This window comes from Actinomycetospora callitridis (assembly GCF_028737265.1).
In the GTDB taxonomy this organism is placed as follows: domain Bacteria; phylum Actinomycetota; class Actinomycetes; order Mycobacteriales; family Pseudonocardiaceae; genus Actinomycetospora; species Actinomycetospora callitridis.
Map to the genome: position 1 here is coordinate 212,142 of NZ_JAQZAK010000008.1, position 12,713 is coordinate 224,854.

At 74.4% G+C, this 12,713-nt stretch carries 9 protein-coding genes; 6 read left to right on the forward strand and 3 right to left on the reverse strand.

Annotated elements, in window-relative coordinates; translation table 11 throughout:
• Positions 1 to 38: 38 nt before the first annotated feature.
• Together PH191_RS22955 and PH191_RS22960 are read right to left on the reverse strand one after the other, a co-directional pair.
• Entirely contained in the window at positions 39 to 2,147 is a 2,109-nt protein-coding gene (locus PH191_RS22955; RefSeq protein ID WP_274196951.1) for an acyltransferase family protein, read from the reverse strand.
• A gap of 326 nt (positions 2,148 to 2,473) precedes the next feature.
• Complete coding sequence (locus tag PH191_RS22960; protein ID WP_274196952.1) at positions 2,474 to 3,127, reverse strand: hypothetical protein; 654 nt, start codon at positions 3,125 to 3,127, stop codon at positions 2,474 to 2,476.
• A gap of 187 nt (positions 3,128 to 3,314) precedes the next feature.
• Here PH191_RS22960 and PH191_RS22965 point away from each other — a divergent pair, with 187 nt between their 5' ends.
• Genes PH191_RS22965 through PH191_RS22990 form a run of 6 tightly spaced genes read left to right on the forward strand, consistent with a single transcriptional unit; the run spans position 3,315 to position 11,587 of the window.
• Positions 3,315 to 4,193 (forward strand): DMT family transporter, encoded by an 879-nt coding sequence (locus PH191_RS22965; RefSeq protein WP_274196953.1) that lies wholly within the window; start codon positions 3,315 to 3,317, stop codon positions 4,191 to 4,193.
• Positions 4,190 to 4,987 carry a hypothetical protein gene (locus tag PH191_RS22970; protein ID WP_274196954.1) on the forward strand — a complete coding sequence of 266 codons (798 nt, stop codon included), beginning with the start codon at positions 4,190 to 4,192 and terminating at the stop codon, positions 4,985 to 4,987. The genes PH191_RS22965 and PH191_RS22970 overlap by 4 nt, the downstream gene beginning before the upstream one ends.
• Position 4,988: 1 nt before the next feature.
• Positions 4,989 to 8,492, forward strand: coding sequence for a lysine--tRNA ligase (lysS, locus tag PH191_RS22975; protein WP_274196955.1), 3,504 nt, complete (start codon positions 4,989 to 4,991; stop codon positions 8,490 to 8,492).
• A gap of 34 nt (positions 8,493 to 8,526) precedes the next feature.
• On the forward strand, positions 8,527 to 9,027 hold the full coding sequence (locus PH191_RS22980; RefSeq protein WP_274196956.1) for a hypothetical protein: 501 nt from the start codon (positions 8,527 to 8,529) through the stop codon (positions 9,025 to 9,027).
• A complete protein-coding gene (locus PH191_RS22985; protein WP_274196957.1) occupies positions 9,024 to 10,451 on the forward strand; it encodes an APC family permease in 1,428 nt (475 codons plus the stop codon). Before PH191_RS22980 ends, PH191_RS22985 begins: the two co-directional genes overlap by 4 nt.
• On the forward strand, positions 10,448 to 11,587 hold the full coding sequence (locus PH191_RS22990) for an alpha/beta hydrolase (protein ID WP_274196958.1): 1,140 nt from the start codon (positions 10,448 to 10,450) through the stop codon (positions 11,585 to 11,587). Before PH191_RS22985 ends, PH191_RS22990 begins: the two co-directional genes overlap by 4 nt.
• Before the next feature lie 120 nt (positions 11,588 to 11,707).
• Here PH191_RS22990 and PH191_RS22995 read toward each other — a convergent pair whose 3' ends face one another.
• Entirely contained in the window at positions 11,708 to 12,670 is a 963-nt protein-coding gene (locus PH191_RS22995; RefSeq protein WP_274196959.1) for a helix-turn-helix transcriptional regulator, read from the reverse strand.
• Positions 12,671 to 12,713 lie beyond the last annotated feature (43 nt).

Sequence of the window (12,713 nt, forward strand, 5' to 3'; positions counted from 1 at the left end):
GGGGACGGGCGGACCACCTCCAGGGTAAGAGGTGCCGGTCACGGCCCGATCAGGGACGCGACGCGCCGTCCCACCGTCGGCGCCAGCGACGCCGTGAAGGTGGCGCTCAGGTGGTTGTCGTCGAGGTAGACGGTGACCCGGCCGATCTCCGGCGGGCACACGGTGGGCAGGCAGAGGCTGTCGGCCAGGTCGAGCACCGAGACCGTCGACGGGATCCCGGCCGGGACGGGCGGCGCCAAGGGGTAGACCTCGTTGCGGGGCACGTCGCACTCGGGCGCGCCGCGGCCGTAGTTGTCGACGCAGCTCGGCGGCGCGTAGTCGAAGCGCGGGTTGTCCCGCACGGCCATCACGGGCACGCCGGCGTCGGCGAGCCGGTCCCACGCCTCGACCATGCCGGGCGGCGTGGCCTCGGTCCGTCCCGGCCGGACGTTGTGCGTGGCCTGCGCGACCACCAGCGCGGGGCGCGCCGCGGCGAGCGCCGCGAGGGCCTGCTGATTCCAGGTGATGCAGTCGGCCTCGCCGATGTTCGACTCCGACGTCGTCGACAGCGGGCAGCCGGGCCGGATCAGCGTGTCGACCCGCCAGCCCCGCTCCCGGGCGATCGGGGCGACCGCGGGCAGGAACTGCTGCATGTGAGAGTCGCCGACGACGACGATCGTCCGCGCGTTCGGGTCCGGGGCGGGCACGTACGTGCAGCGCTCGAGCGCGGGCGCGGCGGGCACGCCGGTGCAGTCGTTCTCGTACTCCACCCAGTCCTCGTAGGCCGACACCGCCGGCGGGATCACGTCGGCGTCGGGCGATCCCCGGTCGACGAAGCCGGCCTGGAGCGCCATCGCGCCCGGGTGATCGGTGTCCCCGACCACGCCCGACGGGGTCGTACGGGCGGCGGTGACGGCGTGCCAGGCGAGGACGAGGACCAGCACGGGTACCAGCGCGACCACGGCCAGCCGGTGGTCGACGAGGCGGCCGCCCGCCCGGCGGGCCCGGCGCAGCAGCGGGTCCTCGACGATGTGCCGGGTCGCGGCGGCCAGGGCCAGCGAGGTCAGCACGACGACGAGCCCGAGGACCGGGCCGGGCTCCTCGCGGTGGTCGGCGGCCTGGGCCAGCAGGAGCACCGGCCAGTGCCAGAGGTAGAGCGGGAAGCTGATGCTGCCCAGGTACTGCATCGGGCGCGACGACAGCCACCGCGCGCTGCCGAAGCGGTGCGCCGTGTCGCCGGCGACGATCACGGCGACCGCGCACAGCACCGGCCACAGCGCGAGGTAGCCGGGGAAGCCGCCCTCGACGTCGAGCACCGTGCCGCACAGGGCGAGCCCGAGGAGACCGGCCCAGCCCAGGGCGACGCCGGCCCAGTCCGGCAGGCGCAGGCGGTGCAGGTTGAGCGCGAGCAGCCCGCCGAGCGTGAACTCCCAGATGCGGGCGAGGGCGTCGAAGTAGGCGTAGGTCTGGTCGTTCGCGGTGCTCAGGATCGACCAGGCGAGGGAGAGTGCCGTGATCGCGAGGAGCAGGCCGGCGACGGCGGGGCGGGCGGCGATGCCGGCCCGGCGGGCGACCAGGGTCGCCACGACGATCACGACGGGGAAGACGATCGCGAACTGGCCCTGGATCGACAGCGACCAGAAGTGCTGCACGACGCTCGCGGTGTTGTGCGAGGCGTAGTAGTCGACCGCGTCGGCGGCCAGGCGCCAGTTCTCGACGAAGAACGCCGAGGCCACGACCTCGCGGATCGCCTGGGGCCAGCGCGACTCCGGCAGGAAGACCAGGCTCGCGATCATCGTGCCGACCAGGACCACGGCGGCCGGGGGCACCAGGCGGCGCAGCGTGCGGCCCCACTGGGTCACCAGGTCGATGCCGCCGCGCTCGGCGGCCCGGACGAGCTGGCCCGCGGCGAGGAAGCCGGTCAGGGCGAAGAACACGTCCACGCCGCCGGAGACCCGGCCGATCCACACGTGGTAGATCACGACGAGCAGGGACGCGATCGCCCGCAGGCCCTCGATCTCGGGTCGGAACCGCGAGCCGTCACTGGGCTGGCGCACCCGGCCCTGGGCCGAGGGGATCACCGCGGTGGGGCGATCGGCGGAGTGGGTCCCGGCCGAGAGATCGACCTGGCTCCCGCCCCCGACTCGCTCGTCGGCCGTGGAGGTCATCGCCTGGGACTGTGCCCTTCCCGCTCGTCGCCGCACACTCCGGGGTCTACGAGGAGCAACGAATCGGCGACAGACGGTGCACTTCGAACGCCGAGCGGCGTCCTCGGTGCCTCCCTACGGATCAGCGTTCGTGGCCTCTGGAGAGCCCAGTACCCCGCGGACGCTGGGTCGCCACCTGCGACGGCGCCTCTGTGACCACGACGACGAACTGTTCACCGGCGTGGGTGAACGCCTCGTCGGTGACGGTCGGCCCGGCGCGCTCGGAGTACTCCGTCCAGGCGCCGCGCGCGAGGCGGTCGGCCGGTCGTCACGGCGTCGGCCGGTCGTCACGGCGTCGTCAGCGGCCGTTCGGCGGGCCGCTCGGGGCTCGCGCGGTGGCGCCGGACGGCCGGGCGCCGGGTCGCGGCCAGGAGGAGCAGCGTGTGGCCGAGGGCCAGCATCACCATCGTCGCGACGCCGTAGGGGTAGTAGATGTGGCTGGTGAGGAACGACCAGGCGCCGACGACGGCGAACAGCGCACCGACGGCCGCGAGCAGGCGCCAGGCGCCCGGGGCCCGCACGAGGGCGAGGACCGCGGCGAGCACCGTCGCTGCGAGGTAGGCGTAGACGCCGGGCACCGTGACCACGTCGGCGATCTCGAACAGCGACGCGACCCAGGGGCCGGGGCCGAGGCGCATCGTCTCGTGGCCCCCGCCGACGCCGGCCAGGACGTCGAGCGCGGTGTAGAAGGCGGCGTAGACGAAGCCGAGGACGACCGTGACGCCCTCGAGCACCCAGCCGACGGGCCCGACGGGGCGGGACGCCCGCACCACCGCCCACGGGCCGAGCGCCAGCAGCGGGAAGAGCACGATCCCGATGAGGTGCAGGTCTCGCCACCACGGCGCCGACTCCGGGGTCAGCATCGCGGGGTGCGAGGACCCGAGGAACGCCAGCGCCAGGGCCGGGAGGGCGGTGGCCGCGATCGCCAGGGGGACACGCATCCGCGACATCCTCGCAAACGCGGCATCGTGGGCCGGTGAGCCGAGCGTCCGGGCACCACCTGTCACATGACCGACAGCATGATCCAGAATCTCTGGACCGATCGGGTGACGACGCGAAGATCCTGTCGCTTTGCGTGCCTGCCCGGTGATGCACTGGCGCGGTGACGTGGGCTGATCGGACGCGGAGGTGACCCTCCTGGCGGGCGCGCTCGCGGTGCTGGCCGCGTTGCTCTTCGCGATCGCCTCCGTGGCCCAGCGCGGTGCGGCGGCCGACGTGCCCGACGACGAGGCGCGCGGCGGTCGGCTGATCGCCCGCCTCGTCGGCTCCCCCCGCTGGTGGGCGGGCACCGTCGGCGACACCGGGGGCTTCGTCGTCCAGGCCGCGGCGCTCGGCGTCGGGTCGTTGTTGCTGGTCCAGCCCCTGCTCGTCACCACCGTGCTCTTCGCGCTGCCCCTCGAGGCGCGCCTGACCGGCCGGCGGATCGGGCGCCCCGAGATCCGCTGGGCCGTCGTGCTCGTCGCCGCGCTGGCGCTGTTCGTCGTGATCGGCGAGCCCACCGCGGGCGTCGACCAGGCCCCGCTCGACGTGTGGCTCCCGTCGCTGGCGGTGCTGCTCGTGCTCCTGGTCCTGTGCGTGCTCCTGGCGGGACGCAAGCGCGGTCCCCGGCGCGCGGCCCTGCTCGCGGTGGCCACCGGCCTCGCCTACGGGCTGGTGGCGGCGCTGACGAAGTCGGTGGTCGACCTGCTGGGCGAGGGACCGCTCGCCCTGATCACCTCGTGGGAGACCTGGGTACTCGTCGCCGCCTTGCTCGGCGGGACGCTGCTGCAGCAGACGGCCTTCGGGGCCGGCCCGCTCGCGGCGTCGCTGCCGGCGGTGACCGTCGGTGAGCCGATCGTCGCCGCGGCGCTCGGGGTGCTCGTGCTCGGCGAGCAGGTGCGCGCCGACGGCCTCGAGTGGGGCCTCATCGGTCTGCTCGTCGTCCTGATGATCGTGGCCACGGCGGCGCTGTCGCGCTCGTCGGCGGCCGCCCTGCCCGAACCGGAAACCGTGGGAGCCCCGACGTGAGTCCCGACGTGAACCTCGACCTGGGCCTCGACCTCGAGTCCCGGGCCGCCGCCGCATGGATGCTCGGCTCGTTCATCGTCGTGTTCCTCGGGACGCGGCTGGTCGTGCGGTTGATCCGTGCCGGGAAGGGCCCGTTCCGCAACCAGGCGATCGGCGGCGTCCACCTCCACCACCTGGTGTGGGGCATCTTCCTCATGCTGATCGCGGGCGTCGGTGAGTTCACCTACCAGCCCGACGGTCCCTGGCTCTACGTGCTCGCGGCCGCGTTCGGGGCGGGCGCGGCGCTGACGCTCGACGAGTTCGCGCTCTGGCTGCACCTCTCCGACGTCTACTGGGAGCGGGAGGGCCGCGTCTCGGTCGACGCCGTGATGGTCGTCGGCGCGCTGATGGCGTTGCTCGTGGTCGGGGTCAACCCGTTCGACTCCGAGACCGGCGACGGGGTCCTGGCCGTGGTGGGCACGATCGTCGTCGGCGGTCTCCTCGCGATCGTGGCCCTGTTCAAGGGACGCCCGCTGCTGGGTCTGCTCGGCCTGCTCGTGCCCGTGCTCGCCCTGTTCGCGGCGGTGCGCCTGGCCCGGCCCACCTCGCCGTGGGCGCGCTGGCGCTACCCCGAGGGCTCGAGCAAGGCCCTGCGCAGCCGCCGGCGGTTCCCCGAGCGGGACAGCCGGCGCTGGGACGCGGTCGTGGAGGCGATCGCGGGGCGCCCGAACGAGCCCGAGCGCGAACCCGAGCACGACCCGGACGACGAGGCCCCGAAGGCGGACCCGCCACGGGAGCAGGAGGGGGCGCGCTGACATGGACGCCCACACGGACGCCCACGACGAGGCCCCCGCCGACGCACCGGACACCGCGGTCGGCCCCGACGCCGACGGCCCCGACGCCGACGGCCACGACGCGCACCTCGGCCAGCAGGACATCCGCACGGCGAAGCTCGCCGCCCGCCGCGCGGCGGGGGAGACCGAGCCCTACCGCTGGCCGGTCGACCACTCGCTGGCCGACCTCCGCGTGGCCCACGGCGACCTCGCGCCCGACACGGTCACCGGCGAGGAGGTCCACGTCGCCGGCCGCCTGACGGGCCTGCGTCGCCAGGGCGGGCTGAGCTTCGGGACGCTGCGCGACCGCACGGGCACCATCCAGCTCTTCGTCGACACCGCGGTCGTCGGGCACGACGCCCACGTCGCGATCGACGACCTCGACCGCGGCGACTGGGTCGGCGTGCGCGGGACGGTGATGACGACCAAGCGCGGCGAGCTCTCGATCCGCGTCGACGAGTGCGCCCTGCTGGCCAAGGCGCTGCGGCCCCCGGCCGGCGGGCACCACGGCCTCGCCGACGTCGAGACGCGCTACCGCCAGCGCTACGCCGACCTCGAGGTCAACGAGCGTTCCCGCGAGATCTTCCGCATCCGCCACGCCGCCGTGCACGCGATCCGCAACCACCTCGCGGAGAAGGGCTTCACCGAGGTCGAGGGCCCGGTGCTGCAGAGCATCCAGGGCGGCGCGTCGGCCCGGCCGTTCGTCACCCACCACAACGCGCTCGACCTCGACATGTACCTGCGGATCGCCCTCGAGCTGCACCTCAAGCGGCTGATCGTGGGCGGCATGGAGCGGGTCTTCGAGCTTGGGCGGGTGTTCCGCAACGAGGGTGTCGACACCCGCCACAACCCCGAGTTCACGATGCTCGAGGCCTACCAGGCCTTCGCGGACTACCACGACATGATGGACCTGACCGAGGGCATGGTCGTGGCCGCCGCGCACGCCGCCCTGGGTGACGAGCTCACGGTGCGCTACCAGGGCCAGGAGATCGACCTCCGGCCGCCGTGGCCCCGGCGGCGCTTCGCCGACATGATCGCCGAGAAGACCGGCGAGGTGATGCACCCGGACATGCCGATCGCCGACGCCCGGGCCGCCCTCGACCGCCTCGGGATCGCGTGGGAGCAGGGCTGGGGCCCGGGCCGGCTGATGAAGGAGGTCTACGACGAGCGCGTGCAGCACGACGTCGTCGGACCGGTGTTCTGCATCGACTACCCGCGCGAGGTCTCCCCGCTGGCCCGCGCGCACCGCGACGACCCGGCCTACAGCGAGCGCTTCGAGCTGATCGTCGCCGGCTTCGAGCTGTGCAACGCCTACTCCGAGCAGAACGACCCGGTCGTGCAGATGGCGGCCTTCGAGGAGGAGGCGCAGGCCAAGCGCGACGGCGACCCCGAGGCCGGCGACATCGACCTCGACTACGTCCGCGCCCTCGAGTACGGCATGCCGCCCACCGGTGGGCTGGGCATCGGCATCGACCGGCTCGTGATGCTGCTGGCGAGCGTCGACTCGATCCGCGAGGTCATCCTCTTCCCGACCCTGCGCCCCGAGTTCGCCCCGCCACCCGGCGGCGGCCCGGGCGGCGCCCACCGGCCGGTCCTGCCGCCGACGCCGATGCCTGCCGCCGCCCTCGCGGCGGCGACACCGCCGGCCCCGATGGCGGTCGCGACCGCCGGCGCCACCACGGCGACGGGGGTGGCCACCGACGAGGGCCCCCCGGGCCGGCCCTGGGTGGTCACCCTGATCGCCGGCCTGACGGCGCTCGCGGGCCTGCTGCACCTGCTGGTGCACGTCCCGGTCGTCCACGAGCGGCTGGGCGACCGGATCAACGTCGACCTCGTCCCGCCGTGGTTCGCGGTCACCGGCCACGTGCTCTCGGCCGCGATCGGCCTGCTCCTGCTGCTGCTGGCCGACCAGCTGGCCAAGCGCAAGCAGGCGGCGTGGCGGGTGGCGGTCGGGCTCTCCGCGCTCGCGCTGGTGGCGCACATCCTCAAGGGTCCGCACCAGGTCGGGCTCGGCATCAGCGTCGCCCTGCTCGTCCTGCTGCTCGTCGCCCGGAAGAACTTCCGCGCGCCGGCCGACCCGCCGTCCCTGCTGCGCCTGCTGCGCTTCGTCCCGATCTACCTGGCCGCCGTGCTGGCGTTCGGCTTCGTCTCGCTGGGCCTGCAGAGCGGGCGGATGACGCCCGAGCTCACGTTCCTGGGCGGCCTCGAGACGATCTTCGGCGGGCTCGTGGGGATCGACGGGCCCTACACCTTCGACCGGCGGCTGTTCGCCGAGACGTTCCCGGCCGCGCTGCTCGCGCTCGGGGTGGTCGGGCTCGTCGTCTTCCTGATCCTGCTGTTCCGGCCGCTCGCGGCCCGCGACCCGCACACGCGGGACGACTGGAGCCGCGCGCGGCTCCTGGTGCAGACCTACGGGTGGGACACGCTCGCCGCCTTCGCCCTGCGCGACGACAAGAGCTTCTTCTTCGGCTCCGACGGGCGCGCGATGATCGCGTACACGTACCTGGGCGGCTACGCGCTCGCCGCCGGCGACCCGATCGGCGACGAGGCGTCGCTGCCGGCCGTCGTCGACGAGTTCCTGGCGATGTGCGCCCAGCGCGCGTGGACCCCGGCGTTCCTCGCCGCCCGCGAGGAGGACACGGCCGACGGCGGCCTGCTCGCCTCGCGGGGCTTCCGGTCGTTCTACCTGGGCGACGAGGCGATCATCGACTGCCCGTCGTTCACCCTCGAGGGCCGCGAGCGCAAGAGCGTGCGCGCGGCCGTCCGGCGGGTGGAGCGCTCGTACCGGTTCCAGATGATCGCCGAGTCGGCGGCGTCGCCGAAGCTCGTCGCGGCGCTCAACGCGATCTCGGAGAAGTGGCGCGGCAAGGACCCCGAGCGCGGCTTCACGATGTCGCTCTCGCAGGACATCACCGGGTCCGACGCCAACCGCGACTTCCTGCTCTGCGTCGCCCTCGATGCCGACGGCGTGCCCGGCGGCTTCCTGCGGCTCGTGCCGGCCTACGGCGGCCCGGCCACCGGCACGACCTTCGGCTACACGCTCGACCTCATGCGCCACGACCCCGGCGCCCCGAACGGGATGACGGAGTTCCTCATCGCGAAGAGCGCCGCGGCGCTCGACGAGCGCGGCGTGACGCGGCTGTCGATGAACTTCGCGATGTGGGGCCGGCTGTTCGCCGACGACGTGCCGTTCACCGCGACGCAGAAGCTGGCCCGGCGCGCGGTGGGCGTGCTCAACCCGTTCTTCCAGGTCCGCTCGCTGCACGACTTCAACGAGAAGTTCGGGCCGCAGTGGCTGCCGCGGGTGCTCGCCTACCGCAGCCCCGCCGACCTGCCCCGGGTCGGCCTGCTCTACGCGGGCGCCGAGGGCTTCCTCGCCCTCCCGGGGCTCGGCCCGCTGTTCGTCCCCGCCGCCGTGGGCGGGGCGCCGTCGCCGTCGAGCACCCCCGCGGACCCCTCGGCGCCCCCGGGTGCGGCGGCGGCATGAAGCGCAGCGGAACCGCCGCGGGGAGAACGGCCGCGTGAGCGTCATCGAGGCGCACCCGCGCCGGACGAAGGGCGGCGGGTTCGGGGACGTCGTGCTGATCGTCCTGCTCGCCGGCATGGCGCTGGCCGTGGTGGTCACCGTCGTCGTCATCGCCTCGGGCGGTAACCGGTCGCCCCAGGGGCCCCGCGGGGCCGGGGCGCTCGACGCGCTCCAGGGCGACATCACCGCGGCGGGGCTGGTCGTCTGCTCGCGCACCGACCTGGCCGACCCGCGGGCCACCGACGCCGTCGCCGCCCGCACGCTCGTCGTGGCCGTGCAGTGTCGCGGGGGTCGGACGGCGACGGTCCAGGCCGACGCCTTCGCCGACGACGCCGACCGCGACGCCGCGGCGCGCAGCTTCGAGGGCCCCGAGCGCACGCGGACGTCGACGACCGTGCGCACCTACGGCGACCTCGTCGTGGTCGTCGGCGGTGGCGCGGAGGACGTGGTGGCCGACCGGATCGACGCGATGCTGCTCGCGAAGGGCGCCCGGTGAACGCCAAGCTCGGGATCCTGGCCCTCGCGATGATCAACATCGCGGCGATCGTCAGCATCCGCAACCTGCCGGTGATGGCCGAGTACGGCTGGTCGATGCTGGCGCTGTTCGCGCTGTCGATCGTGGTCTTCCTCGTGCCGATCGCCATGGTCGCTGCCGAGCTCGGCACGGGCTGGCCGCGCGACGGCGGCGTCTACGCCTGGGTCAAGGAGGCGTTCGGCGAGCGCGCCGGCTTCCTGGCGGTCTGGTGCGACTATGCCGAGAACGTCGCCTGGTTCCCCACCGTGCTCTCGTTCATGGCCGCGAGCCTCGCCTACGCGATCGACCCGTCGCTGGCGAACGACAAGCTCTTCCTCGTCGTGGTCATGCTCGCGTTCTTCTGGGCGACGACGATCGTGAGCCTGCGGGGGGTCGGCACCTCGTCGTGGATCGGCTCGGTGGGCACGCTCGCCGGCTCGATCATCCCGGCGGTGGGTCTCGTGCTCCTCGCCGTCGCGTACCTCGCCCAGGGCAACCCGAGCGAGATCCCGTTCTCGGCCGGCGCGCTGGTGCCCGACGTCCAGCTCAACGACCTGGCGTTCCTCGGCGGGATCATCCTGCTCTTCACGGGCATGGAGATGGCGGGCTTCCACGCCCGCGAGACCCGCGACCCCGGGCGCACCGTTCCGCGCGCGATCGCCCTGTGCGTCGGGGTGGTCGTCGTGTTCTCGGTGGTCGGCTCGCTCTTCCTCGCGATGGTCGTGCCCGCGAGCGAGATCAGCCTCGTCTCCGGGACGATGGAGCTCTTCTCCCGGGTGCTCGACCGCCTCGGTGTCGGGTGGGCCGTCGCGCCGCTCGCGCTGGTGGTGGCGTTCGGCGGGATCGCCCACCTCGCGCCCTGGATCCTCGGGCCCGCGAACGGGGTCGCCGCGGTGGCGCGGCAGGGGTCGGTGCCCGCGCGGCTCGGGCGGCTCAACGCGAACGGCGTGCCGGTGACGCTCCTGCTGCTGCAGGGTGCGGCCGGCACCGTCTTCACCCTGCTGTTCCTGCTGGTCCCCAGCGTCAGCACGTCGTACTGGATGCTGTCCGCGGTGACGGCGCAGATCGTGATCATCATGTACGGGCTGATGTTCGCGGCGGTGGTGCGCCTGCGGCACCTCCAGCCCGACACACCCCGGCCCTACCGCATCCCCGGTGGGCTGCCCGGCGTGTACGCGGTCGGCGGGATCGGGCTCGTGGGGTGCGTGGTCGCCTTCGTGCTCGGGTTCGTGCCGCCGGGCCAGCTCGCCACCGGCAGCACCGTCACCTACGTGCTCCTGCTCGCGTCCGCGGTGGTCGTGCTGTCGGCGCCGCCGTTCGTCTTCGCCGCGCTGGCACGGCGGCGGGCGCGCCGCGACGGCAGTGACAGCGAGGCCGGTGACGAGGCGGCGGTGACGGCCGGGTGAGCGTCAACGGCATCGCCGAGATCGACATCACGACGAACTCGTTCCTCGGCGCCGGGGCGATCGTCGCCCTTGCCGTCGTGCTCGGGCTGGTGTTCGCGCTGCGCACGCGCGTCGGGCGCTTCAGCAGGCTCGGTCGGAGCGTCGTCGTGCTGGTGACCACGGCGCTCGTGCTGCTCGGCACCGGCGCCGCGATCAACGCGCACTTCGACTACTTCCGCACCTTCGGCGACGTGATGGGGCTGCCCCCGTCGGACGAGGTGGAGCTCGCCGCCCTCCTGTCGCGCACCGAGCGACCCGACCGGGGCGTCGTGACCACCACGGCGCTGCCGGGCAAGCGCTCGGGCTTCGTCGGCCGCCCCGGGACGATCTACGTGCCCCCGGCGTGGTTCGCCCGCCCGCGTCCGGAGCTCCCCGTGGTCGTGCTGCTGCACGGGACCCCGGGCACCCCGCAGGACTGGCTGGACGGGGGCCAGGCCGCGGCCACCGCCGACGCCTACGCCCTCGCGCACGACGGGGTGGCGCCGATCCTCGTCATGCCCGACGTCAACGGCTCGATCGACGGCGACAGCGAGTGCGTCGACGGCCCCGGCGGGAAGGTCGAGACCTATCTGACCGTCGACGTCCCGGGCTTCGTCGAGCAGGTGTTCCACACGGCGCCCCCGGGCCGCGGGTGGGCCGTCGCCGGCCTGTCCGAGGGCGGGTCCTGCTCGCTGATGCTCGCGCTGCGCCACCCCGACCTGTTCGCCACGTTCGGCGACTACGCCGGCCTCGCCGGACCCCGCGCGGGCGACACCAACGCCGACACCGACTCCGCGGTGGCCCAGCTGTTCGGTGGCTCGCAGCAGGCCTTCGCCGCCCACGAGCCCGCCGACCTGCTCGCCGCGCGCCGCTTCCCGCAGCTCGGCGGCTGGTTCGAGGTGGGCGACGCCGACTCCGAGCCCGCCGCCGCCGTGGGCACGCTCGTCCCGGCCGCCCGCCGGGCGGGGATCAGCACGTGCGAGGTCGTGGTGCCCGGCGGCGGCCACACCTTCGCGGTGTTCTCGCAGGCGTTCTCCGACTCGTTGCCCTGGATGGCCGGACGGATCGGCGCGGGGCCCCCGGTGGCCTGCCCGCCGGCGCAGCATGACGGCGGGTGACCGGTATTCACGTCAGCGGCGGACCGTCGCAGACACTGAGTGTCTGTGTCGCTCCGCACTCGCTCCGCACTCGCTCCGCACTCGCCGCGCCTCGCACGCGCGGCGTGACGGGCGTCGTGATCACGTGACGAGCAGCCCCCACCGTGCCGCGAATCGCGCCGCGGCCGCCCGGTTCCGCGCGCCGGTCTTGGCCAGCACGTGCTCGACGTGGGTGGCGACGGTGCGGGCCCCGATCCCCAGCCGCGCGCCGATCTCGGGGTTGGAGAGGCCGTGGCCGACCCCGTCGAGCACCTGCAGCTCCCGCACGGTGAGCCCTGCAGGCGGTCCGACCTCGCGGTGGAGCACCAGCACGCCCGCCCCGGTGGCGTGCAGCTCGACGTCGACGACCTCCCCGGTCGCCGCGACGAGCAGCACCCGGTCCGGAACCGGGGCGCCCGCGAGCACCGAGGCCGCGAGGTCGGCGAGCGGGGAGGGCGGGCGCACCAGGTCGGGCCGCGCCCCCGCGGAGAGGACGACGACCCGCCCGCCCCGCTCGACGACCACCCCGTCCGCGCGGCCGTCGCCGAGCCCGCCGGTGCGCGCGGGCGGCACCGGGACGGGGTCGAGGGCGGCGGCGAGCTCCGCGCCGAGCAGCTCGAGCAGGGCCACGGTGTCGTCGTCGGGGTGCCGGCCGTCGAGCGAGCTCGCGTTGAGCATCCCGACGTAGCGGCCGTCGGCGGCGAACAGGCACTGGGTGACCCCGTCCCGGAAGCCGTGCGGGTCGATGATCCGCTCGAAGATCTCGCCGCGGCGCCGCGCGGGCTCGAGGTCGCGCACCCGCACCGGGTGCCCGCCCGCGCGCACCACCGCGAACAGGCGGTCGGTGTGCATCCGGCCGTCGATCAGCGCGGTGGCCGTGGCGGGGTAGGACGACGCGAGGGTCCGGTGCGCGCCGACCGTCGGGTCCCACACCGAGATCGCCACGCAGTCGGCGGGCACGACGTCGTGGAGCCCGTCGAGCACGGTGCGGGCGGCGCCGGGCGAACGGCTGCCGTGGCGCCGGAGGAACGACCGCAGCTCGCGGGCGGCCGCCACGGCGGTCATACGCAGAACGCTACTGCCGCCGGGGCGCCACCGACCAGCGTCC